The 24651-nt window shown below is 57.5% G+C and carries 18 protein-coding genes and 1 tRNA gene; 5 read left to right on the plus strand and 14 right to left on the minus strand.

Translation table 11 applies throughout. The features are described from left to right. Nucleotides 1-12: 12 nt before the first annotated feature. The 5 genes from IGS16_RS16915 to IGS16_RS16935 form a co-directional block, all read right to left on the minus strand. Nucleotides 13-1077, minus strand: coding sequence for an ABC transporter permease (locus tag IGS16_RS16915; protein ID WP_297087398.1), 1065 nt, complete (start codon nucleotides 1075-1077; stop codon nucleotides 13-15). 43 nt (nucleotides 1078-1120) lie between these two features. Next, complete coding sequence (locus IGS16_RS16920; RefSeq protein ID WP_297087399.1) at nucleotides 1121-1633, minus strand: adenine phosphoribosyltransferase; 513 nt, start codon at nucleotides 1631-1633, stop codon at nucleotides 1121-1123. A gap of 106 nt (nucleotides 1634-1739) precedes the next feature. Beyond that, a complete protein-coding gene (gene corA, locus IGS16_RS16925) occupies nucleotides 1740-2834 on the minus strand; it encodes a magnesium/cobalt transporter CorA (protein ID WP_367185814.1) in 1095 nt (364 codons plus the stop codon). 380 nt (nucleotides 2835-3214) lie between these two features. After that, nucleotides 3215-4483: a bifunctional oligoribonuclease/PAP phosphatase NrnA gene (locus tag IGS16_RS16930; protein WP_297087403.1), complete on the minus strand. Its 1269-nt coding sequence runs from the start codon at nucleotides 4481-4483 to the stop codon at nucleotides 3215-3217. A gap of 484 nt (nucleotides 4484-4967) precedes the next feature. After that, nucleotides 4968-5465, minus strand: coding sequence for an HNH endonuclease (locus IGS16_RS16935; RefSeq protein ID WP_297087405.1), 498 nt, complete (start codon nucleotides 5463-5465; stop codon nucleotides 4968-4970). 91 nt (nucleotides 5466-5556) lie between these two features. Here IGS16_RS16935 and alr point away from each other — a divergent pair, with 91 nt between their 5' ends. Continuing rightward, on the plus strand, nucleotides 5557-6771 hold the full coding sequence (gene alr, locus IGS16_RS16940; RefSeq protein WP_297087406.1) for an alanine racemase: 1215 nt from the start codon (nucleotides 5557-5559) through the stop codon (nucleotides 6769-6771). Here alr and hisB read toward each other — a convergent pair. Both hisB and lipA read right to left on the minus strand, forming a co-directional pair. After that, on the minus strand, nucleotides 6749-7390 hold the full coding sequence (hisB, locus tag IGS16_RS16945; protein WP_068508626.1) for an imidazoleglycerol-phosphate dehydratase HisB: 642 nt from the start codon (nucleotides 7388-7390) through the stop codon (nucleotides 6749-6751). The two genes, alr and hisB, sit on opposite strands and share 23 nt — an antisense overlap. A 110-nt stretch (nucleotides 7391-7500) precedes the next feature. Then, nucleotides 7501-8379: a lipoyl synthase gene (gene lipA, locus IGS16_RS16950; protein WP_297087409.1), complete on the minus strand. Its 879-nt coding sequence runs from the start codon at nucleotides 8377-8379 to the stop codon at nucleotides 7501-7503. Between the two features lie 92 nt (nucleotides 8380-8471). On the opposite strand from lipA, the gene IGS16_RS16955 reads away from it, so the two are divergent. Beyond that, nucleotides 8472-8545: transfer RNA gene (locus IGS16_RS16955), tRNA-Pro, on the plus strand. Nucleotides 8546-8765: 220 nt separating this feature from the next. Here the strand turns inward: IGS16_RS16955 and psb29 are convergent. Then, on the minus strand, nucleotides 8766-9494 hold the full coding sequence (gene psb29, locus IGS16_RS16960; RefSeq protein WP_297087411.1) for a photosystem II biogenesis protein Psp29: 729 nt from the start codon (nucleotides 9492-9494) through the stop codon (nucleotides 8766-8768). Nucleotides 9495-9609: 115 nt separating this feature from the next. Continuing rightward, nucleotides 9610-9972 carry an STAS domain-containing protein gene (locus IGS16_RS16965; protein WP_068508638.1) on the minus strand — a complete coding sequence of 121 codons (363 nt, stop codon included), beginning with the start codon at nucleotides 9970-9972 and terminating at the stop codon, nucleotides 9610-9612. A gap of 299 nt (nucleotides 9973-10271) precedes the next feature. Here IGS16_RS16965 and mutL point away from each other — a divergent pair, with 299 nt between their 5' ends. Next, nucleotides 10272-12005: a DNA mismatch repair endonuclease MutL gene (mutL, locus tag IGS16_RS16970; RefSeq protein ID WP_297087414.1), complete on the plus strand. Its 1734-nt coding sequence runs from the start codon at nucleotides 10272-10274 to the stop codon at nucleotides 12003-12005. Between the two features lie 54 nt (nucleotides 12006-12059). On the opposite strand, the gene IGS16_RS16975 is transcribed toward mutL, so the two are convergent. From IGS16_RS16975 to IGS16_RS16985, 3 genes are all read right to left on the minus strand, one after another. Then, nucleotides 12060-13649 (minus strand): DUF3370 domain-containing protein, encoded by a 1590-nt coding sequence (locus IGS16_RS16975; RefSeq protein WP_297087417.1) that lies wholly within the window; start codon nucleotides 13647-13649, stop codon nucleotides 12060-12062. Nucleotides 13650-14335: 686 nt separating this feature from the next. Beyond that, a complete protein-coding gene (locus IGS16_RS16980) occupies nucleotides 14336-16891 on the minus strand; it encodes a U32 family peptidase (RefSeq protein WP_297087419.1) in 2556 nt (851 codons plus the stop codon). Between the two features lie 41 nt (nucleotides 16892-16932). Further along, nucleotides 16933-17748, minus strand: coding sequence for a hypothetical protein (locus IGS16_RS16985; RefSeq protein ID WP_297087420.1), 816 nt, complete (start codon nucleotides 17746-17748; stop codon nucleotides 16933-16935). A gap of 348 nt (nucleotides 17749-18096) precedes the next feature. Here IGS16_RS16985 and IGS16_RS16990 point away from each other — a divergent pair, with 348 nt between their 5' ends. Together IGS16_RS16990 and IGS16_RS16995 are read left to right on the plus strand one after the other, a co-directional pair. After that, nucleotides 18097-19047, plus strand: a complete 951-nt coding sequence (locus IGS16_RS16990; protein ID WP_297087422.1) for a hypothetical protein — start codon at nucleotides 18097-18099, stop codon at nucleotides 19045-19047. Nucleotides 19048-19080: 33 nt separating this feature from the next. Continuing rightward, nucleotides 19081-19752 (plus strand): trimeric intracellular cation channel family protein, encoded by a 672-nt coding sequence (locus IGS16_RS16995; protein ID WP_297087424.1) that lies wholly within the window; start codon nucleotides 19081-19083, stop codon nucleotides 19750-19752. An 81-nt stretch (nucleotides 19753-19833) separates the two neighbouring features. Here IGS16_RS16995 and IGS16_RS17000 read toward each other — a convergent pair whose 3' ends face one another. Continuing rightward, a complete protein-coding gene (locus IGS16_RS17000; RefSeq protein WP_297087426.1) occupies nucleotides 19834-22578 on the minus strand; it encodes a GAF domain-containing protein in 2745 nt (914 codons plus the stop codon). A gap of 641 nt (nucleotides 22579-23219) precedes the next feature. Continuing rightward, nucleotides 23220-24458 (minus strand): argininosuccinate synthase, encoded by a 1239-nt coding sequence (argG, locus tag IGS16_RS17005; RefSeq protein WP_297087429.1) that lies wholly within the window; start codon nucleotides 24456-24458, stop codon nucleotides 23220-23222. Nucleotides 24459-24651: the final 193 nt, after the last annotated feature.

The following is a 24651-nucleotide window of genomic DNA, read 5'->3' on the forward strand; positions in this document are numbered from 1 at the left end:
CCCAGCCCCTAATCACTGCATACTGCTCAGCTTGATCCTTGGATCAACCGCCTTCAGCAGCAGATCCGCTAGCAAATTGCCGATGATCAGCATCGCCGCGCCCATCATCAAACTCGCCATCACCAGATACAAATCCTGCGCCGTAATCGCCTCCAGCACCAGTCGCCCCAAGCCGGGCCAATTAAAGAAATTCTCCACAATAAATGAGCCGCCCAGCAGACTGGCAAACTCGAAGCCCAGCAGCGTCACCAGCGGGTTCAGCGCATTTCGCAGCGCGTGGACGTAAATGACGCGATTTTCCGGCAGACCTTTGGCGCGGGCGGTTTGAATGTAATCCTGTCGCAACACGTCCAGCAGTTCGCCTCGCGTGATCCGCTGAAGCCCCGCAAACCCAACCAGGCTCAGCGCCAGCGTCGGGAAAATCATGTGCCAGCCGATATCCAGCAGCTTGCCAATTGGGGTCAGGTCGGCGTGGTTGATGCTGGTCATGCCGCCCACGGGCACCAGCGGTGAGAGTTGCTGCGCCAAAAACAGCAGCAGCAGCCCCATAATCAACGCGGGCATCCCCTGACCGATGTAGCTGATCACGCGGAAGATGCGGTCGATCAGCTTGTTCTGATTCACCGCGCCGATAATGCCCAGGGGAAGGGCGATCGCCCAGGTAATCACCAAAGAGGCGATCGACAGCAGCAGCGTCGCCGGAATCCGCTCCCACAGCAGCGAGGTCACCGGCCGCTGAGAATAGATAAAGCTCACGCCAAAATTGCCGCGCGTGAAAATCTGCCACAGCCAGCGAAAATACTGCTCAATCGGCGACTTGTCCAGCCCAAACTGTTCGCGAAACGCACTTAGCGTCTCTTCCGAAATCTGCGGATTTTGGCGCAGCGTGTCCAGATAATCTCCCGGCGCAAGCTGAATGATGAAAAAGCTCAGCGCCGAAGCCAGCAGCAGCGTCAGCGCCCCTTGCAGCAGCCGTTTTACCACATAGCCCACGGTTTCGCTGGCAAAGAACCGTTGCACCTGCACCAGCCCTTCCGAAAACCGCTGTTGCGCTGAAGCCGTGTCGCGAGAAGTCATAGTCGCCCTGCCTAACCTGAGCCTAAACGGCAGCTTAAACCGCCTAATATTCCACCAGGGTAACAACTGGAACGTCCGGCAGTTTCTTTCGCCCCTCCAGTCCCGTCAGTTCAATAATGAACCCAAACCCCGCCAGCTCACAGCCCGTTTGCTCCACTAGCTTAGCCGTTGCAGCAGCCGTGCCCCCAGTCGCAATCACGTCATCCACAATCAAGATGCGGGCAGGCGGCTCGGCCGCATCGCGGTGAATCTCCAATTTGTCGGTGCCATATTCCAGTTCATATTCGACGCTGTGAACCGGAGCAGGCAACTTTCCTGGCTTTCGCACCGGAATAAACCCGGCCTCCAGCTTGTAGGCCAGCGGTGCCCCAAAGATAAACCCACGAGACTCCATGCCAATAATGTAATCCACTGACAGATCGGCACAGCGATCGGCCATGCTGTCAATCGTATAGCGCAGCCCTTCGGGATCACGCAGCAGCGTAGTAATGTCTCGAAACAAAATTCCCGGCTGGGGGAAATCGGGAATATCACGAATCAGCGATTTCAAATCCATATTTCAAATCTACAAAGTCTGTGGAGAGTCTCTAGCTTGAAGAACTGGGCACGCAGAGATTGTAAACTGTTTGCTGAGCAGTTCAACCAAACGGACAAATCCAGCGCTAGTCTTCCCGGATTCCTGAATAATTTTCAAACCAGCCGCGCTTCCAAAAATAAAACAGCAGCCCCGCCGAGGTCAGCAGCATCACTGCCCAGCACAACGGATAGCCCCAGTACCAGTTCAGTTCGGGCATATTCCAGGGAGAAGCGTCAGGATTGAAGTTCATGCCATAGACCCCGGCAATAAATGTCAGGGGAATGAAGATGGAGGAAATCAGCGTGAGCTGCTTCATCAGTTCGTTCATGCGGTTGCCCACAGAGGAGACGTAGACATCCATTAGACTGGAGGCGACCTCCCGATAGGTTTCTACCATGTCCAGCACTTGCACGGCATGGTCATAGCAGTCTCGCAGATACATCCGCGCTTCGTCCTGGAGCAGGTCTTCGCCATCGCGGATGAGGGCGCTGATGGCATCCCGCATCGGCCAGATCGATCGGCGCAGGTTAAGCAGTTCTCGCTTGATGGTGTGGATTTTTTCTAGGGTGGTGCGGACAGGTTTTGCGACTACCTCATCTTCCAGTTCTTCTAGCTCCTCGCCGTAAGTTTCCAGTACCGGAAAGAATCCGTCCACAATCGAGTCGAGCAAACAGTAGGCCAAATAGTCGGCTCCACGGCTGCGAATCGTGCCCTTGCCCAGGCGAATGCGCTCGCGCACGGGTCCAAAGGAGTCGTATTCAGGTTCTTCTTGCACCGTCAGCAAATAGTTTTTTCCCAGAATAAAGCTCACCTGCTCGGTGAAAAAGCCACGACCGCTGTCCTTCAGCGTCACCATGCGGGTGATGAGCAGCAGTTGGTCGCCATATTCCTCGACTTTTGGACGCTGGGGCACGTTGACGATATCTTCTAGAACGAGCGGATGCAGGTTAAAAATATTGCCCAGGCGCTTGAGTACGTCTTCGCTGCCCAGTCCTTTGACATCTACCCAGGAAACTGAGTCGGCATCTAGGTAGGGAATCGCTTCTTCTGGTTCGTTGATGGGAATTCGAGTCGCACTGTCTTCGCAATAGTCAATCAGGGTAATGACGGGGGGCGGTGCGTCGTCCTCAATGGTGAGTGTTCCTGGTAGGGCACCCGGCTCATGGTAGGAATATTCCATGTAGGGGTTATCGTCTTCTTCTTCATCAGTCAAACCCTCGACAAAGAAGGCGCGGGAGAGTGCCTCGGCCGTCAGTTGTTCCACCCTGTTATGGGCTTGTTTTGCATGAGAACTGGAGGGTTTGGCTGCCATAGATTTAGTCCTAAGCATTGGGATCTGACTGCTGAACGGGGGCAGACGGGAAGACCCGGGCCAGCGCTATCAGAAGTGAAGTCAAGAAGAGGCTGTGTCAAGCATACTCCAGGTCTGCCTGCGTGCCTGTAGCGTAGCCTGTGGCATGAACGGGGGGGTTGGGCAGAATTGAAGACCAAGCTGCCCAGAATTCCCAGTGATTTTATTCGGCGGGGTATAGATTAGCTTAAGCGCGTTGCTGCCAACCTCTACGATGTGCGGATTACTTCGTCTTCGGGGTTGACCAGTCGCAGCAGCTTTTGCTTTAGCTGAGAGTCGAACACTTCCCACTTGAGGCGGGTGTAGTCGCTGTTTTCGTTGAAGCCGGAGAGAAAACCCATCGGAATCTCGAAGCCACCTGCCATCGATCGCCCGCCGCCAAAGTATCGTCCCTGAGCATCTTGTCCAAAGGCTTCCTTGATGAACTCATCGGGGTCGAGGGTCAACTTGTTGGTACGGAGGGAGCCGATGACGATTTCCAGGTCTTCGTCTTCGTCGTGGACAATACCGTAGACCACGGCCGTATGGACGTTTTCCTCTGTGACCAGGAAATCGGCTGCTTGGGGAATTGCGTCGCGGTCGTCGTAGCGTAAGTAGCCGACCCCGGCGATGGAGAAGTTGTTGCGAATGATGCGGTTGCGGAGCGATCGCTCGATGACATCCATCACCCGCTTTGAGCGAGAGGATTGCAGCACCGCGTTGAGTAGCTGCGCGTCGGCGTAGCGGCTGAGGTAGGCCGCCGCCAAAAAGTCTTCTTCTTGCGCCTGCATCAGTCGATTGGTATCGCAGCGCAGCCCATGCATCAGCGCCGTGGCACATTTCACATGCTCGTTATTGCTGGTGTCCAGCCGCACCATGCCGGACTGAATATATTGCGTCAGGATGGTGGCTGTGGCGCGGGTTTGGGGGCGAATGTCGGAAAACTCGGCGTGGAGATCGCTCTGCAAGCTGTGATGGTCAATCACAACCGCTACGGGAAGCTTGAGTTGCTCAATCAGGGGCAATAGCTGCGTGGTGGTGCCCTGGTTATCTACAAACACTGCGCCGCCGTAAACCGAGAGGTCTTTTTCCTTTGCAGCTTGATAGCTCCAGCGCTGCACCGGCAGCCCCGTCAGCCGCACCAAGGCAATGTTTTCTTGGTGGCTGAGGGTGCCCGCGTAGACAATATCGCAGCGAATGTTGAACTGGTCGGCGATGAGCTTGTAGACCCAGGCGCTAGAGAGGGCATCGGGGTCGGGAAAGTCTTGCAGAATAATCAACTGGCGATCGCCCCGATGCTGTTCCAACAACTGTCGCAAAGCGGTGGTCTTTTGCTCCGTCAGCCGTCGTCCTTGGGGAGTTGAGAGTGTCCAATCGGCTCGCCGTTGAAAGGGGTCGTCGCTGTCTGTTGTGGGGCGATCGCCCGTGCCAAAGGCAACCGAACCAGACCCTATATCCGTCGGCAGTACATCTAGAGAAGGAACTGAATTCAATTGCATAGCGTTGGAAACTGATGTCAAAAACGGATACTAAGTTACGCTTGCACGTTGCGCTTACAGGCTGCTTCTAGGTTGCTTATAGGCTGCTTCTACTGCGTTGCATTTACGAGTTGCATTCACGGGTTGCAACGATCACTTGCAAAGCTTAAATCCACCGTAGGGGAGGGCAGTATCCCCAGTCAACCGAGTGAGCGATCGCTCATCAATCCTTTTTCTTTTCACGATCCCCGTTCCACACAGCCCTCTAAACTGTGCGCTCTGCCAAACCCGCTTTGTCAAGCAATTTCAAGACGTTTTGCGCCTAGGTCGAGGTTCGCTTCATTCCCCTACTGCGATCATGACAAAAAAAACATCGCTTCGCAGTCCACCTAGGGGCCAGTTTCCCGACCTTTCGCCAGACATAGCCTCAGAACCCAAAACCCTTGTAGAACTAGGGTTGGGCGATCGCCCAAGCAAAAACCCCCGTGCGATCGCCGCACAGGGGTCATATGCCGATGACATACTTCTGCCACTCTTGATGCACACCGCTTTTTACGTGCTTAGTGACTTCAAAATATAGCCCGCTATGGGGGCGATGGGGTGGACGGCGTAAAATCATGTTGGCTTCTTTGGGCGTGCGGCTTCCTTTTTTAACGTTGCAGCGGACGCAGGCGGTCACAATGTTTTCCCAGGTGTCTTCGCCCCCGCGCGATCGGGGCAAGACGTGATCCAGCGTTAGCTCATCGCCCGTATAGCCGCAGTATTGGCAGGAATGGCTGTCTCGGTGGAGGATATTGCGGCGAGTCAGCGGAATTTCTTTGTAGGGAACGCGGACGTAGTGGCGCAACCGAATCACCGTCGGCAGGGGAAATTTGTCATACACAAGCTTGCCATTATGCTCGACTTGCTCCGCCTTTCCCTTAATCAGCAGGATGACTGCCCGTCGCCAACTAGTAATGTTGAGCGGTTCATACGAGGCGTTAAGAACCAGAACCTTGCCCATTGATGGCTGGATTTATAAAAAGGTTTAAAGGATGTTAACACGCATACTAGCATAGTTAGCACTTGACCAGAGAGTGTGTGAGGAGTGGGGTATGTTGAGCTGGGAACACACGCCAAGCCTGATCCCGATGCAGCGGGAGCGGGCTTGGGTGGAGATTGACCTATCGGCGCTGGCCCACAATGTCCAGCAGTTGCAGACGCGGCTGGCAGCGGGGACGGAACTGATGGCAGTGGTAAAGGCGGATGCCTATGGACATGGGGCAGTGGCGATCGCCCAAACCGCGCTGCAAGCCGGAGCAACCTGGCTGGGCGTAGCCACGATTCCCGAAGGCATTGAGCTGCGGGAGGCGGGCGTTCAAGCGCCGATCCTGGTGCTGGGCGCAACGAACACAGCGGAACAGGTGCAGGCGATCGCCCGCTGGCGGCTCCAGCCGACGCTCTGCACCCCCCGGCAAGCACTGGTTTTTTCGGAAACGGCAGGCAAGCTAAACCTGCGGCAGCCGCTGCCGGTTCACCTGAAGCTGGATACAGGGATGTCTCGGCTAGGTGCGCCTTGGCAAGAGGCAGCGGCATTTGGGCAACTCGTGCAGGGGTTGCCGCACTTGCACATTGCCAGCGCCTATTCTCACCTAGCGACGGCGGATGAACCCGATGAAACCGTGATGCGACTCCAGCAGCGACGGTTTGAAGCGGCGATCGCCCAGTTGCGGCAGGCGGGGGTCAATCCACCCAAGCTGCACTTAGCTAACTCGGCGGCGACGCTGGCCGATCCAGCGCTGCACTACGACCGGGTGCGCGTCGGGTTGGGGCTATACGGACTCTACCCTGCTCCGCATTTAGCTAGCGGGATTGACCTGCGCCCGGTGATGCAGGTGAAGGCGCGAGTGACGCAGGTGAAGGCGATCGCCGCTGGCACGGGTGTCAGCTATGGCTATCGCTTCATTGCCGAGCGGGATATGACCATTGCCACCGTGGCGATCGGCTATGCCGATGGCGTACCGCGCAACCTGTCGAACCGGATGACAGTGCTGGTGCGGGGACGGCACGTTCCCCAAGTAGGCGCAATCACGATGGATCAGCTCATGCTAGATGTCAGCACGATTCCCAATCTGCAAGAGGGCGAAGTGGTGACGCTGCTGGGGCAAGACGGGCAGGCGCGGATCTCCGCCGACGACTGGGCCGAGACGCTGGGCACGATTTCCTGGGAAATTTTGTGCAGCTTCAAGCATCGCCTGCCCCGACTGACTATTAACCAATCGCAGCCTGCCCACAGCGCCCAGCAGCCTACAGCACGCCCTTCGAGCTAGGAATCGCTCCGCCCCGACGCGGGTCCACTTCCACTGCCATCCGCAGGGCGCGGGCAAAGGCTTTAAACGTCGCCTCGATAATGTGGTGCGAGTTGATGCCGTCGAGCTGGCGGATGTGCAGCGTGATCTGGGCGTGGTTGACCACGGCCACAAAAAACTCGCGCACGAGCTGGGTGTCGTAGGTGCCGACGCGCTGCGTGGGAATTTGTAGCCCATAGCTGAGGTGCGGCCGACCGGAGAAGTCCAGCGCCACCTGCACCAGCGCCTCGTCCAGCGGCGCGACAAAGTGCCCAAAGCGATGAATCCCCTTGCGATCGCCCAACGCCTTAGCCAGCGCCATGCCCAGCGTAATGCCCACGTCTTCATTCGTGTGGTGGTCGTCGATATGCACATCGCCCGTCGCCCGCACCTCCAGGTCGATCAGCCCGTGCGACGCAATCTGATCCAGCATGTGGTCGAGAAACGGCACGCCCGTTTGCGCCACGCAGCGTCCCTGCCCGTCCAGGTTCAGGCTCACCTGCACGTCGGTTTCTTTGGTGGTGCGGCTGATGGCGGCAGTGCGATCGCTCGTGATGCTGGACGAATTCGGAGTAACCGTTACGGGTTCGCGGGTCTGCATGAAGAATCCTGTGAGACGAGATCTCTAGCTATTATCCCAAAAGCTGGGGCGCTGGATGAGCCTTGTCCAACCGTCTGCCTCAAGCCTACCCCCAAAACCCAAACCCCCAATCAACGCGGATTCTGCTGCATGAGCGATCGCACTTGCTCTGCGTGGTAGGAACTGCGCGTCAGCGGCGAAGACACGACTTGCAAAAAGCCCATCGCCTCGCCCGCCACACGCCATGCATCGAACTGTTCCGGCGTAACGAATGCCTGCAACGGCAAGTGCTTGGGGCTGGGCTGGAGATATTGCCCAATCGTGAGAATGTCGCAATCGACTGCGCGCAAGTCCTGCATCACCTGGCGCACTTCTTCATCCGTTTCGCCCAAGCCCACCATAATGCCCGACTTGGTGTAGACCGAGGGAGCCAGTTCGCGCGATCGCCTTAATAACTCCAGCGTGCGGGCATAATCGCCCTGCGGACGCACCCGCCGATACAGCCGAGGAATGGTTTCGGTGTTGTGATTCAGCACTTCGGGACGAGCGTCCAGAATTTGCGCCAGCGCCTCCCAGTTGCCACACAGGTCAGGAATCAGCACCTCAATGGTGGTCTGGGGCGACACCCGCCGCACTGCTTCGATGCACGCGACAAATTGGGCCGCGCCGCCATCGGGCAGGTCGTCCCGGTTCACCGAGGTAATCACCACATGGTTTAGCTTCATGCGGCGTACGGCTTCGGCGAGGTTTTCTGGCTCCTGCGGGTCGAGTGCTTTCGGCTTTTTCTCGAAATCAATATCGCAATAGGGGCAGGCGCGAGTGCAGGCGGGCCCCATGATCAGAAACGTCGCTGTGCCCGCATTAAAACACTCGCCAATGTTGGGGCAGGAGGCCTCTTCGCAGACCGTGTTTAGCCCCAAATCCCGCAGGATTTCTTTGACCGTTCCGACTCGTTCCCACTGCGGCGCTTTCACCCGCAGCCATTCTGGTTTGGTTGGCTTGACCGTCACTCGCTGTTGCCCGAATCACACTGTTTGAATTATAAAGGCTAGGCTGATTGCAGCGTGTGGTAGGCTAGAATGTCTAAGGTGGATTTCACCGCCGGGATGTAGCGCAGCTTGGTAGCGCACCTCGTTCGGGACGAGGGGGCCGAAGGTTCAAATCCTTTCATCCCGATTTTTTAGATTCCTCTCAGGCGTTTTGGCTGCATTGAGCCGAGACAGTGCCCAATTTTCCGCATCTAGGGGTGCTGATCGGGGGCGATCGCCCTTCACATCAAGTCTCCCCATAAAAGAAAAAGCAGCGCCGAGTGGGTAGAGCAGCACTGCTTTTTCAGGGGCTTTATGACAAAGGCTTTATGATGACAATGACAGAGGTTTTATGGCAGGCCTCGGCCTCAGTTGGGTTCGGATGATGAGCTAGGTGGAGTAGCGATCGCCCCATCTTCAGGCTTCGCCTCCTTTGCCTTGGCCCGCTCTTCCTTTTTCTTGCGGTCTGCCTTCAAAATGTCCTCTAGCACAGCCCGCGCCTGGGTCATCTTGTCCAGGTTGCTGCGATAGAGTTCTAGATCTTTCTGCATTTTGTCGGCAGACAGGTTCAGCGCATCACCAAGGGACTGGAGCGCTGCCACTCGGCGAGCCTCGTCCTTCATCATGTCGCTGTCCATCTGTTCCAGCAGGGTATATAGCCCAATGGCAAACAGGCGGCTGTACTTAAAGTTTGGATTGCTCGCCACACCGCGCAGTACGCCGACCAACCCATCCGTCGGTTCCGTCGATTCTCGCACCTTAGACACCACATCCTCTGGTGAAAGATGGGCTGCCTCTGCAAGCAGGCGCTCTGCGTCTTGCCGATAGACTTGGGGGTCGCCGCCAACCGCCCGGCATAGGGCGTTGAAGATTGACTCCTGATCCGGCTCCGGACGATAGCCCTGCATGAAGCGGTCGAAGGTGGTCACCACGCCCAGTGCATACACTGGGTCGTAGCGAAAGTTGGCGTTGACCATGAGCAGATGCGTTTCTACCATCAGCTCTTCTACCACGCGCCGATAGATTGAGTTGATCGGGCGCGTGTGCAGGCTATAGAAAGCACGCTTGGTATCAGAAACAGTGCGAACGTCGTTCACGGGAAGTCTTAAATTATTGTGATCCCATTATCCCATATCGCGGAGGAATGGGGCGCGATGGGACACGAGGTGGCAGCATTGGGGCGATCGCCCATTATCTGCCCTGTCTGACCCGTTAGCCCGTAACCACGCTGCGGGGCACGCCTTCTAGCGCTTCTTCCTCGGTTTCAAAAATTTCAAACACCGAGTCCATCATGGTCACCTCAAATACCAGCTTGGCTTCGGGGTGGACGTTGCAAATTCGGAAGCTGCCCTTCACTTTGTCAGCATCGCGCATCCCAGCCACCAACGACGTGAGGCCAGAACTGTCGATAAAGTTTACCTGTGACAAATTCACGACAATGTGGGGGCTGAGTCGGGAAATCGACTCTTGCAGCTTCAGGCGAAACTGCCAGGCCGTCGTGATATCCAAGCGTCCGGTGGGCATCAGGACGATGACCGTTTTCCCGTCTGGAGTGGTGTGTGTCCGCTGCTCCATAGTGTTGCTTCAGTCTCCCCGTTGTCCAAAAGGTTTGTAAAAGTTTCTACCAGTGTTCCCAGGAAGCTACCCTGGCCAAACAATCTACGAGAAAACTTGATTCGGTCAGGAAACGCCATCAGGTTTACAATAGCCGACGCTGGGTTTCAGTTTCAGTAGACTATATTTCTTCAAGGCGAGAACTTATGCAAAATCGCCTCCACCCGTCCGCTTAGCAGGGCAAGTCTAGGTCAGAGTTGACCTGTAGATTGCAAAATTAGGCAGAATGTTAGGGGTTCTGTCCTAACCAACCAAACCGGATGACGCAATCCATCCAGCCCCTTTCGGACGCAGTCGTGAATCTCATTGCGGCGGGCGAGGTGATCGACTCGCTGGGGGCAGTGGTGCGAGAGCTGGCGGAAAACGCGCTGGACGCGGGCGCAACTCACGTCAGCATTGCTGTATGGCCCGAGCGGTGGTCGCTGCGCGTGGCGGACAATGGCAGCGGCATGGGCCATGCTGATTTGCGCCGAGCGGCCGCGCCCCACAGCACCAGCAAGATTCACGCCAGCGAAGACTTGTGGAAGATTCGCAGCCTGGGCTTTCGGGGTGAGGCGCTGCACAGTTTGGCGCAATTGGCCGATTTGGAAATTGGCAGCCGTCTGGCAGATTCGACGGAAGGCTGGTGGGTGCGCTACGACCGCCAGGGCCACCCTGTGTCGGAAACCACGGTGGCGATCGCCCCTGGAACAGTGGTCACGGTTTCGCACCTGTTTGGCAACTGGCTGCCCCGCCGCGAGGGATTGCCGCCGATGACCCAACAACTCCGCGCCATCCAGCAGATGGTCTATCATCTGGCGCTGGGCCATCCGCAGGTGACGTGGGTGGTGCAGCAGGGCGATCGCCCCTGGTTTAGTCTGTGGGCTAGCCAGTCAGCGCGATACCTCTTGCCGCAAATTTTGCGCGACGTGCAGCCGGGGGATTTGGTGGAGGTTGAGTTGGGAGCGGATGGGCGTAGTGGGGACGTAAGAACGCTCGATCCCTCGCGCTCCACACTCCTGCTGGGTCTACCCGACCGCTGCCATCGCCGCCGTCCAGACTGGGTCAAGGTGGCTGTGAATGGGCGGGTTGTCCAGGTTCCAGAACTGGAACAGACAATTTTGGGTGCGTTTCGCCGGACGCTGCCGCGCGATCGCCATCCGGTTTGTTTTCTGCATCTGCACCTGCCGCCGGAGCAAATTGACTGGAATCGCCACCCCGCCAAAGCCGAGATTTACCTGAAGGAACTGGACAGGCTGCAAGCACAGGTACAAGAGGCGATCGCCCACGCCCTCAGCCTTCATGCCAATAGCCTGAGCGACACTGCCCACAGCCAGCGCATCGGGCAAGTGCTGCGGACTGCCGAGTCTGGTGGGGGCTATACGCTGGGCAGACTGGGCGAACCTAATGAATCCATCGGTGAGGAATCTCCTGAGGAATCTTCCGCGCCTGCGCTCCCGCCCCATGCCGCGCCCACTCCGCTGCGGGCGATCGCCCAGGTTCATAACATGTACATCCTGGCAGAACACCCCGCAGGCATCTGGCTGATTGAGCAGCACATTGCCCATGAGCGGGTGCTGTATGAGGAATTGTGCGATCGCTGGATAGTCGTGCCCCTCGATCCGCCCGCCCTATTGCCTAACCTCTCTACCGCCCAGGTCGAACAACTCGTTCGCATTGGGCTGACGGTGGAACCCTTCGGGGACACACTGTGGGCCGTCCGCACGGCTCCGGCTCCGCTGGCGCAGCGGGAAGATTGTGCAGCGGCCCTGCTGGAACTAAGCTTGGGCGGTGATCTGGAGACAGCGCTAGTGGCGACGGCCTGCCGTACGGCCATCCGCAACGGCACGCCGCTGACCCTACCCGAACTGCAAACTCTGCTCGACCGCTGGCAGCAGACCCGCAACCCGCGCACCTGCCCCCACGGTCGCCCAATTTGCCTGTTGCTGCAAGAATCTAGCCTGTCGCGCTTTTTCCGACGGCATTGGGTGATCGGCAAGAGCCACGGAATTTAGGAATCTAGGGGTTGCAGATGTGATTTTTCTGTGATTCTTCCCCCAAAGGACTGCCTACGGCTGAGGAGAGGCTTCCAGCGTAACGGCTGTACCGCCTTCTTCTTGCGGTGTCGGCCGAGGCACTTGCCCCGGTGCCAGCGTTTGAATGGTGAGCGCCTGGGGGGGCGTGGCATCGGGCGGGTAGAGCAGTTCAACCTGCACCTGACGGCGATCGCCCCGTCTCAGGTTTAAGGTCAATAGCGGCTCGCCCTGCTGGCCGCGTCGCTGCACCACATGCACATAGCGGGTCTGGGTCACCCCCCAGTCATTCACATATCGCAGCCGCAGCGTCCCCCGGAAAAACACTCGGCGATCGGGCGGATTCAGGAAGCGCAACGCCTGACCCCGCAGCGATTCGTCCTTCATTGGCGTTTGGAACAGCAGCGCCACGGTCTGCTCTTGGTTGGTGTTGTTATACAGCGGCAGCGTCAGGTTATAGCGCACACCATAGTTGCCATGACCCCGATAGGCGGTATCCGGATAGCGAACCAGCATGGGCGCACTCTGAATTTGCCCAGTGCCCAGGGTATGCCGATCAACCGTGCTAATGGCGTAGGAAATCGCTCCCCCTTGCTGGGGAATCGTCAAATGATCAACCCCATCGCCATCCGTCAGCACGGCATCCCAGCGAGAACCCTGTGACACGCCAGCCACCCGGCTGTAATAAAATCGACCAATCTGACGGGCGTTGGGCGGCGTTGGGATGCGATCGCGCGGCCCAGCCACATCGCCCTGCTGCAAGAGCGCCAGCCACTCCTCCATGCGGGGCGATCGCTCGGTGCCGTTGCCATTCACTCTGGCAAACATGCCCAGACTTGCCAGATGCACAGGGCCATCGCTGGACAAATGCAGCAGCGCCGATCGCCCGTTGATGGGCAGATTGGCATTGGATGGACGAGCCGGGCGACGCGCCTCACCGTTTTGCACCACATCGGCTGCCTCTGCCGCGTCTAGCCCCATATCTTCCGGATCGACAATAGGCAACGGCTCACGATTACGGTACGACTGCAAGCTCCGCAGGGGAATGGGTTCGTTTAGCAGCAGTTGCACATAGCGGGGTGGAATCGTGACCCGCTCCGGCAAAATGGCTTGACTCAGCCCTCGCAAGATGTCGCCCATTGTGCGGCTGCCCGGCCCTGCAAACACTGTGGGTCCAGCATTCGCGACGTAGGAGGGCAGGTCATAGAACGGAGCTTCCTGGCTCAGGTAACTGGCAGACTGATGAACCTGAATCGTCACCGGGCGATCGGATGGATTGTAGGCCAAAAGCCCAATGTAGAGCGTCCGCACGTCGGTTGGCGTGCGCCCTTTGGCAATGTGATGGGCGAACACGTCAAAGCGCCCTTCAAAGGCGTAGTTCAAGTGGGCAGAGGGAACGCGCATTCCCTGCGGTGGAAAGGTGGATAGCAAGATGCCTTCCTGCTGCACCAGTTCCGGACTGTTGCTGTTAAACACGGGCACCGAGTCAAGCCGCCCCGGCAGGGGGCGCACCTCCTGAGCTTCGACGACATGGCTGAGTCGTGGGGTCGGCGGAGGTGGTGTAGGGATGTAGACCTCGGCCGGGGTGGCTTGAGCAAGGGGAAACAGTGGCAAAAATGGAAGCATGAGAACCTGCGAGAAACCCAAATCTAAAAGACTCCAAATCACCCTGAGAGGGGCAAAAGCAACAGGACAAATCAGGACTAGCTCAAGCGGAAATATCGAGCTTGAGCAGATTGAATGAACTTACCCAAAAAGCCCCAATTTTTACTTTTGGCAAAAGCACCTGAGGAGTGCGCTTCATCCTCAAAAGCGGATGTGCTAGTCCGCCTATCGCGCTGAGCCGCGCCTTCTGGCGGTCAGCGGTTTACCAGAGTCAAAAGCGCATCTGTAAACAAGTCCCAAGGGGAAGGGAGGTTTGACTGTGTTCCACAACGCAACGTCTTGTAATGCAACGTCTCACCATATCACTCCAAACCACTACACACTACTTTCACAACTAGGGCACACCCGGAAGTCGTGACAGCGAGCAAGGGGGGCATAAGCTGCTGGTCGCGGTTCCTCAATCAGGTTACCCAGAGATTGACCAGAAGACACATGTGCCTCATGTCTCAGCTTGGAAACCCTGTCAAAACTATACGGGAAATTGACACAAGATGAAGAAATCCTAAGGGAGTTGATCCAGGATTTTTTTATGCTTGGTCGAGGTTTATGCTTCCTTTCAAGAAAGAAGGCATAAGTTCATCAAAAATTCACAAACTAAATTCACAAACCAGCGCGTGAATCAGGAAGGACTGCTTCAGAAAAGTGGGTCAAGAGTTGAGGGTTCCCCGCGTCACGCCGAGCTGATTTTGTAGCTTGAGATCTTTCCACAGCGCAGTTCCGCTTAATGTTCCCTCCAGCAGCGCTTGATATCGCTGGATGGTTTGCATGACCTGAGCAGGCGTTTCGTTGAGAAATTCCAGGCGAAACGCCTGCGCCCCAAGCTGCATGAGTCGATGAACCGCTTCTGCGCCGGTTTGGGCAGTGCCGTTAAATACAGTATTGCGACAGCCTGCGTCGGCTTGCAGGATATGCTCTGTGCCCGTGCGATCGCGCAATTTGACTACCTGCTTTTCGCAGGGGCGACCGCAGTTGGTATAGTCTGTGCCCTTGGAAAGAAATGCACAAAAGACGCAGTGTTCCATGTGAAACATGGGCATGTGCTGGTGAATCGTGATCTCAAACCAGTCTGGTGGGCAACTGGTCAATAGGCCCTCTAGTTGCTGGAGGTTGAGATCGTAGGATGCGGTGAGTCGCTCTAGCCCTGCCCGTCGAAAGTGGTCGGCGGAAAGCGCGTTGGCCACATTCAGCGAAAAATCGCCGATACGGCGCTGGTCGGCAAAAAACTGGAGATGGTCGTAGTTTCGCACTAGATAGCCATCTGCCTGGGCACGTTGCACCTGCTGCAAGATCCAGGTTTCACCGGGTTTGGTAATGCGGGGCGGCGCAACGAAAATTTCCAGGGAGTCAGAGTTGGGGTGACTCCGAACTAGCCCGACCGCTTCGTGGTATCTGCGCGGGTCTTCAAATTCGCAGTAGAGCGTCTGAATTCCTGCATCGAGGGCGGCTTGCAGTTGAGATAGGGTACGAGTAAGGGCGATCAGGCTGGGGGGAACAGGGGAGCGGGCGGGAAGGGGAGGGAGGAGGGTGTGCAGGGTGGCGTGGGGGTTGAGATGCCAGGGTTTTGGCTGGATGCGCTGGGCTTCGAGCTGGGCGACGAGTTCTCGGCGGAGGCGGTTGAGTTCGCGGATGGGCAGCATGGTGGCGCTGCCCAAGTAATTTTGCAGGGAGCCGAGGCGGAAGGGCGTGTTGCCGAGCCGTCCGAATTGTGCCCGCAGGCGTTCGGTGGTGAGGGGCTGGGTTTGGGCGATCGCCAGTGGCAGTTCCGATTCTACCTGGGCGATGTGGCCCTGCTCGTCGCGGGCGATCGCCACCAGCGGTTGCCCCACGTCGCCATGCACCTCGATCGAGATGGGCTGCTGAAACCTGGGCGTGTCGCCTGCGTAGCTTTGCCGAAGCTGCCGATCGAGGTCGGGGTCGCTGGTTTTCCAGAGGCGATCGCCCACGCGCACCCGCCGCCAGTCCACTGCGCCGCGCCCAAAGGTGAGGGTTGCTTCGTCACCCTGCATTTCGACGGAATACACCCGGCCGCCTTCTTCCGGGGCATCGGGGTGGCCGCTGTCGAACACCACACCATCGCCCGGTTTTAGCGGAGCCTGGAGCCTTATCATGGCTCGCTCATTGCGGATGCGGGTCACTTCGCCCAGATAGACGCCCCGCTTTTTGCCAAATCGCGCATGGACAAGTTCCTGGTTGTTGATGCCGCGAAACCATCCCGTGTAGAGGCCGCGAGAGAAAGCCATTTCAAGGTTGTAGCGGTCTTCAGGAGATGAGGCGCTGGGGCGTTCTGCAAATTCATCGCTCTGGCGCTCTGAGACCATCTGCCAAACGCGATCGAGCGCGTTGCGATAGACCCGTGTGACGTTGGCGACGTATTCTGGCGATTTCAGGCGACCTTCGATTTTCAGGCAGGCTACGCCTGTGGCCACCAGGTCGGGCAATACGTCGAGTCCAGATAGATCCTGGGGGCTGAGCAAATAGTGGCGATCGCCCAAATCCACCTTCTGCCCGTCTGCAATGAGATCGTAGGGCATTCGACAGGCCTGTGCACACTCGCCCCGGTTGGCAGAGCGGCCGCCAAGGGATTCGCTGGTCAGGCATTGCCCAGAGTAGGCGACACACAGCGCCCCGTGGACGAAGACCTCCAGCGGCATGGCCATAGCGCGATTCGCGCCGCGATCCCTGAGGGAATCGCCCAGTTGCTGCTGGATCTTTCGGATGTCCTTGAGGGAACACTCGCGGGCCAGCACCACTAAGTTGCAGCCCAGCGCCTCGGCAAAGGCGACCCCGGCAGCGCTGGTAATGGTCATCTGCGTGGAGGCGTGGATGGGGAAGTCGGGCGACAGGTGGCGAATTAGGCGGCAAATGCCCACATCCTGGACAATTGCCGCATCCACCCCTGCCGCGATCATGGTTCGCGCATACTGCTCGGCTTCGGCGAGTTCTGCCGGAAAGACCAGCGTATTCAGCGTGATATAGCCCTTCACGCCGCGCCGATGTAGAAATGCCATTAGGTCTGGCAAATCGGCTTCGGTAAAGTTTTGCGCCCGCATTCGTGCATTGAACCGATCCAGCCCGAAATAGATCGCGTCGGCTCCGTTTTCGACCGCAGCACGGGCGCAGTCCCAGTTGCCGGCTGGGGCCAGCAGGTCTGGGCAGCGCGGCGGGGCGATCGCCATCGGACTCGAAGACAAAAGAGTATCCATAAGGCTGGAGCTTAGGGGCCATCTATGGCTTAATCGGCGGCTCAATCGGCAGAAATCTCTTGCGCTTCGCGCTCATCGGCTTCTGGCTTGGCCGCAGAAGGAACTTCGAGCGGAGGCACATCGGGTGGAGTATGGGCTTCGACACGGGGCGCAGAGCCAGACTCAGCGGCGATCGCCTCCGGTTTGCGCTCCGAAAAGCCCCAGACAAACAGCAGCGCAATCACCGAAATCATTGCCCATTGCGGCGGCACGAGGCTGTCGTTAAACACCCTGATCAGCAGCCGCAAGCCCACCAGCCCCACGGTGATGTAGCCCGCGTCTTCCAGATGGGTGTATTCATCCAGCCAGCGGATAAATAGCCCCGCCAATAGCCGCAGCGTGAGAATGCCAATTAGCCCGCCCGTCAGCACTAGCCACACCTCCTGGGAGAGGGCGATCGCCGTGGTAACGCTATCTAGCGAAAACGCCAGATCGGTCACAGCGATGACCGGAATTGCCTGCCAGAGTGACGTAAAACGGGGCCCACGGTGGTGGTGTTCGCCGTCTTCTGTTTCATCGGACGTGAAATACTTAAACACGAGCCAGAGCAAATAGAGCGCGCCTGCCAGCTCAAACTGCCAAAACCGGATCACCCAGGTTGCCGTCAGAATCAGGATGACCCGAAAAATAAACGCGACGACCAGCCCCAAATTCAGCGCGTCTCGCTGCATTTTTTTGCCGTCTAGCCCTTGGGCGATGGCTGCCAGCGCGATCGCATTGTCGGCAGACAGCAGCGTTTCGAGGGCCACCAGCACCGTCAGCAGAAGGAACGTGTCTACACCCAAGTTGGGAGACAAGTCGAGCAATCTATCTAGCATGGCGGCAATCTCTAGGCAAACAGCAACGCAAACGGCGAGAATCTCTGCAAAGAAGCAGCAGTGGAGCGCAGATTAAACGAACCATATTCTTCACAGCATTCCTTCACAGCATATCGAATTTAAACCCAAATCTTTGTCTCAGAAAATTCCAGGGATGAATCAAAGGCTTTTGCGGGTTCAGCAAAAACGTCTGCCCCATGCACGAAACCACGCATGAAATCCGACCTCGACCTCGACCCGACTCGCTTCGTTGGGCTGAAATCCGGGTATGGTGAGGAGGCGATCGCACGCCTGTAAACCCGCCCGCTGCTACACTGCTTTTCCGAGCGTTCCCTCAAGTTGTTGGTCATGTCGCTTTTTTCTGCTGATTCTGCTAAAAATTTGCCTGAGAACTGGTCTGAGAATTTGCCCGCACTACTGGCGCAATTTCGGGCTACATACCCGGCCGCCGGACTGATTGCCGACCTGCTGACCGTGCAAAACAGTCGCTATGTCGTGCGGGCTAGCGTAGTGATGGGCGGGCTGACGCTGGCCACAGGGTTGGCCGAAAGCGCCAGTCTCGAAGACGCAGAAGATCGGGCGCTGGGGCGATCGCTCCGGGCGCTAGGGCTGTATGGATTGGGCATGAATGACGGATTGACTGCCTCTGTCCAGACATTTGGGCAAGCTAGCGGGCAAGTTGGCGGGCAAGTTGGCGAAACTAACCTCGGGCACACGCCTGGATCTGCACCGATGGATGCACCCTGGAATCGCTCACCGAGCGTTTTGCCCAGCGCCAGTTCACCGGTGGATAGCACTGTTTCTACCGTGCCACCGATTGCCCCAGCGAGTGACCCTGCGACCAAAGCGGCGATACTCCCGACTGAAAGCGACTGGGACAAACCCGATCCGCTTGATCCGCCCCTGCCGCCCGAAGACGAGCTAGACCCCGGCCCCGTTGTGGCAGATTTCTATGCCCATATTTCCGCATCTGACGACGGTTTTCCAGAAGCCTCCGAACCCGTTGATTTATCCCAAATCACTAAGCCCGCCTCGCAGATCAGCGCCAAACCCTCTCGCAAAAAATCCACCAGTCCGTCGCCCGCGCCCGAACCCGCGCCGCCCGACCCGGCTCCGACTGCTATTGACTTTTCCGACATCCTCGCTGAAACCGATGTAGAACTACGCCGCTTGGGTTGGGACGCAAAACGCGGCCGCGAACACCTGAAAGCCACCTATAGCAAGCGATCGCGCCAGGAACTCAACGAAACCGAACTCTACGACTTTCTGGATTTTCTCAAGTCTCAGCCCAATCCCTGACCCACAGCGCTTCATCCTCTGCTTAATCCTCTGATGTCTCTAGATGCGATCGCCGCTCAACTTGAACGCTTCGCCACGGTGCAATATCCGCTAGAAGTGTCGGCTGTGATCACCTCGGCGCTGTCGGGGATGATTGCTGCCCGCAAGAAGGGGCTGGATTTGGTGGGCGTGTATGCGATCGCCTTTGTGAATGCCTTTGGGGGTGGGACGTTGCGCGATGTGCTGCTGGATCGGCGACCGTTCTTTTGGGTGCGCTATGAGGGCTATGCGGTGCTGGTGCTGCTGTTGGCAGCGCTGTATGTCTATGGGTCGCGCCTGCTGAAACCAGTCAAAGCGCCCGCCTATCGAGTCTTTGCGCTGTTGGATGCCTTTGGGCTGGCCCTGTTTAGCATTTCTGGCACGGCCTTTGCGCTGGAGTATCGAATGCCGCCGTTCACCGCGTCGCTGCTGGGCGTGATTACGGGCGTGGTGGGCGGCGTGCTGCGCGATATCCTGCTGGTTCAGATTCCCGTCGTTTTTCGCAAGACCGCCACGCTCTATGCCACTTGCGCCTTTGTCGGCTGCTGGGTTTATCTGGTGCTGGTGTTGTGGCAGGTGGATATGGCGATCGCCACCGTTGCCGGATTTTGTACCATTGTCCTGCTCCGAATGCTGGCGCTGCGCTACAACCTGACGCTGCCTACCCCATCAGAGGAAGAGGATTGAGGGGTCAGGTTTCACGTTTCAGGGATCAGGTTTCAGGTGCTAGATGAATGCCTCAATCCCTAATCCCGAACCCCTAATCCCTCACTTTTCCGTCATGGTCCACACGCCGTCTTGCCAGGTTTCGTCGTTGGGCGGATGGCTGAGCCAGTGCGTGCACCGGTCGAGGTGGAGCTTGGCGGCTTTGTCTTCGTTGTTCACGTCTTGCAGCAGCGTGGCAAAAGCGCTCATCGCTTTGACGAAATCGCGGTTCAGGTAATGCTTTCGCCCTTCGTGATAAAGGTCGATCAGCCGCTTTTTCTCATCAGGAATGAGTTCGTCACGCAGCCCCACCAGTTCGTAAATACTGACGGGCTGCGTCTTGCCCTTCACCCGGATACAGTCTAGCTCTCGTGCCCAGATCCGATCGGCGCAGGGCTTGTAGGTATTCTCGCTGATGATGATGTCGGTGCCATATTGCTTGCTGGCGCTTTCCAGGCGCGACCCCAGATTGACCCCGTCGCCAATGGCGGTGAACTCCATGCGGCGACTGGAACCGATGTTGCCGCTGATGACGATATCGGAGTTGATGCCAATACCAATGCGAATCGGCGGCTTCTGACGCTGCACGCGGTCGGCGTTAAACGCGGATAGTCGATGTCGCATCTCGATTGCCGTTTGCACAGCCATCCACTCGTGATCATCCAACGGCAGCGGTGAACCGAATACTGCCATGATCGCGTCGCCGATATACTTATCCAGCGTGCCCTTATAGGCAAACACGGCATCTACCATGCTCTCGAAATACTGGTTCAGCATTTCCACCACCTCTTCGGCGGTCATGCTCTCGGTCAGCGTGGTGTAGCTGCGAATGTCGGAAAAGAGGACGGAAACTTCCTTGCGATCGCCCCCCATTTTGGCCGCGTTGGGGTTCTCAAAGAGCAACTGCGCTACTTCCTGCGACATGTAGCGCGACATGGTGCTTTTTAGCCGCTTTTCGCCGCTGATGTCGTCCATCACCACCAGCGCTCCCGACACCTGCTCCGGGTCACTCGCATCGGCGATGGTGTTAATCGACAGGTTAATGCTATGCTGCTCCACGCCTTTGACCGCATTCAGCGTTTGATCCGGGTAATACTGCTGACGGCACTTGTCATCAGTCGGCGTGAGCGCCATTTTGAACCACTTGGAAAAATCCCCCTTTTCCAGCCCAATCAGTTCCTCGGCGTGCAGACCCTCCAGCGGGTCGGTGTCGCTCAGACCCAGCAGTTTGCGGGCACTTTCGTTGGCGGCGATGATGCGCCCCTCTTTGTCGGTGGAAATCACGCTGTTGGAGAGCGATCGCAGAATATCGCGCTGGAGTTGTTCTTGCTGCTTCACCGTGGCAAACAGCTTGGCGTTTTGCAGCGCCACACCCGCCTGAATGTTGAACGCCTGCATGAACTCCTGATCGTTGCGGTTAAAGCTAGCCCGCCAGATCTCCGGCGCTTCGGGATAGTTTGCCGGGTCGTAGGGCGGATGGTCGCCCTGCTTTTTCTTATTGATCAGTTGAGTGACGGCGATCAGTTCGCCATCTGCGTTGAACACGGGCATACACAACATGCTGCATGTGCGATAGCCCGTCTTTTTGTCGGTTTCCTTGGCAGTGTCGGAGTTGGGGTGATTGTAGAGGTCGTAGGGAATGAGGACTGGCTCACCCGACATCGCTACCTGCCCCGCAAAGCCAGCGTCCATCGGAATGCGAATTTCTTGCAGCACGCCGTTGATCGGCAGCTTGGTCCAGAGCTGGTGCTGGTCTCGATCCAAGAGCCAGAGCGTGCTGCGATCGGCCTGCATCAGTTCCTGGGCCTCTTCCATCACCCGGCCCAGCGTTTCTTCCAGGTCGAGGCTGCTCTGGCTGAGAGATTTGGTCGCCTTCATCAGCGCCGAGGCGGCCCGCTGCTGCTGGGTTGCCTTGTAGAACGAGCGGGACGATTCCAGAATTAGCCGGATCGAGGGCGCAAACTCTTCAAACACCTGCTCGTCTTGCGCGGTAAAGCCGCCCAGGTCGATGCGCTCGTCTAGGTGCGCTTGCAAATCACAGTTGGGCTTGAGCTTGTTGATCAATTGCACAACGGCCACCAAGTCGCCCTGATCGTTCAGCAGGGGCATGGCCAGCATGGTGTAAGTGCGGTAGTGATTTTTCTTGTCGAGCGCCTGAGCCGCCTTGGAGCGGGGATCGTCGTAAAAGTCGTAGGGAATATTGACGACCTGCTTGGTGGTGGCGACTTCGCCCGCAATGCCCACGTGCTTGGGAATTCGCAATTCCAGGTTATTGCCGTTTTCGTCTTCGGCGACGATCGCCCACAGTTCGTCTTTCTCGTCGTCTAGGAGAAAAATTGTGGCGCGATCGGCATTCAGCAGTTCCCCGGTTTTCAGGGTGATGGAATGCAGCATCTCGTTCAAGATGGCATCAAATCCCTGAGAATCCATCAGGTTGTCGAGCATCGAGAGGGTTTGATTGACCACTCTTAGCTTTTGCTCAACATCGGTAACGACCTGCTTGAACGTATCCTGGGTCAGCGGCGCGAGAAAGGACGAGAAAGATCCCTTGGTGGTGGCCAGGGCGCTGCCGGGGTTGGCGCTGCTGGAGGGGCTGGTGGCGCTTGGATCGCTGTTTGGATTGGGGGGAGGGACGGGGGGGGAAGCGGGTGATTCTGGCGGATGCGATCGCCCAGTCAATTGCCCAGTATTCGAACCATCGGCGAGGACTTCTACCTCCACCTCTACCGTAACCGTTGCATTGTCCCCATCAAGCGGGTTGGCCGATGGGGAGGACGTGGAATGTAGATGCGAGGAGGGGGCGCTCATGGCAGTTCCAGATAGAAACAGGGCGATGCGTCTGACTCAACTTCTTTCAAGTTACCCAAACGCCATTACGGATTCACAGCCAATGAATTCGACAGTCCTATGCATCTCCTGTGCATCTTATGCAACGAACCATGCAATGAGGGCTTAGGAGAACCATCCGACAGGGTTTTGAGGGGGCGATCGCCCTCGTGTTTATCCTACCAAGGGGCGATCGTGCAACTCCATCCCCATCCGCAAAAGGCCCACACTGGATGCACTCATTAAGACTCTAGCCGCCCAACTGGGGATCGACAAGGCGCAGAGGATACGGAATCACCCAGACATAGGATTGTTGCTCCCTCAAAAACCCCCTATCATCAGCGGCAGCATGGGTGAATCCTGTTCATCTGTTTGGTGATTTATCCACCACTCCAGTTCTTCATTCACCGTTTGCTTAGTTTGCTTAATGAAGCCCTTGAGCATCTGGTATCGGGCAAGGCGCGGTATCGGATTGTGCTAAAACGTTAGGGTTTCGCCTGCTGCTGTTTTGCCTGCCAAAGCGCAAGTCCCCGGAGATGCGAGTTGACTGCTTGGGTGCGTCGCACACGAACAATCAACTCGCATCCCAGTTTCGGGCCACGTTCAACGCAGTCCCCAGTTCTTCAAAGACCGACCTGACCGCTGGTAGCCAGCACGCGGGCGCTCACGCCAAAGACCCGCAGCAGCCCCTCCGAGTCGCCGTGGTTATAGTCGCCCACGCCCTCCATTGAGGCGTTTTCTTCGGAATAGAGGATGTGGGGCACATCGTCGGCCGAGACGAAGGAGATATTGCCCTTGTAGAGCGACACGCCGATGGTTCCGGTGGCAAGTTCGGCCGTGTTGGCGATCGCCGCCAGCATCATCTGCGTTGCCCGGTCAAACCAATAGCCCTGGTAGATTTGCTTGGCCACCAGCAGCGAAAGCTGGTCATAAAACTCCCGCGCCCGCCGATCCAGAATCAGTTGCAGCAGGTAAGCGTAGCAAGTGCCAAGGGTTTCTACGCCGGGGCTTTCGTACACGCCGCGTGACTTGATGCCCACAAAGCGGTTTTCCACAAGGTGCGTGCCGATGCCGATGCCGTGCTTTCCGGCGATCGCATTCGTCTTCAAAAACGCATCCACCAGATTCACCGATTCCCCATTCACGCTCACCGGGCGACCCTTTTCAAACCGCACGGTAAAGGCTTCTGGCGTGTCGGGCGCATCCTGCGGATAGCAGCCCATAATCGGCTTTACGAACTGGGCGGGCGTGGTCAGCGACTCCAGCATTCCCGATTCATGCGTCAGCCCCAGCAGGTTGGCATCGGTGGAATAGGGCTTGTCTTTGGTAGCCGTCACGGGCAGTCCGTTTTCCTGACAGAAATCAATCATCTCGCTGCGGCCGGGGAACCGCGCCAGAAAGCTCTCGTCGCGCCAGGGTGCATACACCTCAAACTCTGGAGCCAGCATATTGGTAATGAGCTGGAATCGTACCTGGTCGTTGCCGCGCCCCGTTGCACCGTGGCTAAAAATCGTCAGCCCGCGCTGCTTCATTTCCAGAATCATTGCCTTGGTCAGGGAACAGCGGGCAATTCCCGTCGTGTTCCAATAGCGCCCTTCGTAGCAGGCCTGCGACTGAATCACCTTGAGACCATCTTCGGCGATCGCCTCTCGCACGGGCAACAGCACAAAGTCCACCGCACCCGCCTTCAGCATCCGCTGGCGCACCGCGTCCATATCTTCCTCGTCCGGCTGCCCCAGATCGGCCGTAAAGCACACCACGTTTACGCCCTGGTTTGTGAGCCAGCGCGTAATGGTGCAGCTATCTAGCCCGCCCGACCCGGCAAACGCGACGGTTTTTCCCTTTAAATCTTGCACTTTCATGAGCAGCCTTCCTAAATCTAAGCAGCGCCTTTGCTGGAGCAGCGCACAACCAGTCGTGATGGGTTCAAATACTGGCGATCGCCTCACCCAGAACAGAGAGCATTATCCCCTGTCTTTTGATAAATTCTGTCGGGCTGGGTACAGATTTCCGGCGCAAATTCAAGCTGGAGGATTGAATCATGAATCCAAGCTT

This window comes from Thermoleptolyngbya sp. C42_A2020_037 (assembly GCF_015272455.1).
GTDB lineage: Bacteria > Cyanobacteriota > Cyanobacteriia > Elainellales > Elainellaceae > Thermoleptolyngbya.

Excerpts from the sequence above, each read along its gene's own strand:
- alr (WP_297087406.1), top strand. The coding sequence starts at position 5,557 with ATGTTGAGCTGGGAACACACGCCAAGCCTGATCCCGATGCAGCGGGAG.
- IGS16_RS16930 (WP_297087403.1), bottom strand. The coding sequence starts at position 4,483 with ATGCAATTGAATTCAGTTCCTTCTCTAGATGTACTGCCGACGGATATA.
- IGS16_RS16995 (WP_297087424.1), top strand. The coding sequence starts at position 19,081 with ATGTCTCTAGATGCGATCGCCGCTCAACTTGAACGCTTCGCCACGGTG.
- IGS16_RS17000 (WP_297087426.1), bottom strand. The coding sequence starts at position 22,578 with ATGAGCGCCCCCTCCTCGCATCTACATTCCACGTCCTCCCCATCGGCC.
- IGS16_RS16980 (WP_297087419.1), bottom strand. The coding sequence starts at position 16,891 with ATGGATACTCTTTTGTCTTCGAGTCCGATGGCGATCGCCCCGCCGCGC.
- argG (WP_297087429.1), bottom strand. The coding sequence starts at position 24,458 with ATGAAAGTGCAAGATTTAAAGGGAAAAACCGTCGCGTTTGCCGGGTCG.
- corA (WP_367185814.1), bottom strand. The coding sequence starts at position 2,834 with ATGGAATATTCCTACCATGAGCCGGGTGCCCTACCAGGAACACTCACC.
- mutL (WP_297087414.1), top strand. The coding sequence starts at position 10,272 with ATGACGCAATCCATCCAGCCCCTTTCGGACGCAGTCGTGAATCTCATT.
- hisB (WP_068508626.1), bottom strand. The coding sequence starts at position 7,390 with ATGCAGACCCGCGAACCCGTAACGGTTACTCCGAATTCGTCCAGCATC.
- IGS16_RS16975 (WP_297087417.1), bottom strand. The coding sequence starts at position 13,649 with ATGCTTCCATTTTTGCCACTGTTTCCCCTTGCTCAAGCCACCCCGGCC.
- IGS16_RS16920 (WP_297087399.1), bottom strand. The coding sequence starts at position 1,633 with ATGGATTTGAAATCGCTGATTCGTGATATTCCCGATTTCCCCCAGCCG.
- IGS16_RS16935 (WP_297087405.1), bottom strand. The coding sequence starts at position 5,465 with ATGGGCAAGGTTCTGGTTCTTAACGCCTCGTATGAACCGCTCAACATT.
- IGS16_RS16990 (WP_297087422.1), top strand. The coding sequence starts at position 18,097 with ATGTCGCTTTTTTCTGCTGATTCTGCTAAAAATTTGCCTGAGAACTGG.
- IGS16_RS16965 (WP_068508638.1), bottom strand. The coding sequence starts at position 9,972 with ATGGAGCAGCGGACACACACCACTCCAGACGGGAAAACGGTCATCGTC.
- IGS16_RS16915 (WP_297087398.1), bottom strand. The coding sequence starts at position 1,077 with ATGACTTCTCGCGACACGGCTTCAGCGCAACAGCGGTTTTCGGAAGGG.
- IGS16_RS16985 (WP_297087420.1), bottom strand. The coding sequence starts at position 17,748 with ATGCTAGATAGATTGCTCGACTTGTCTCCCAACTTGGGTGTAGACACG.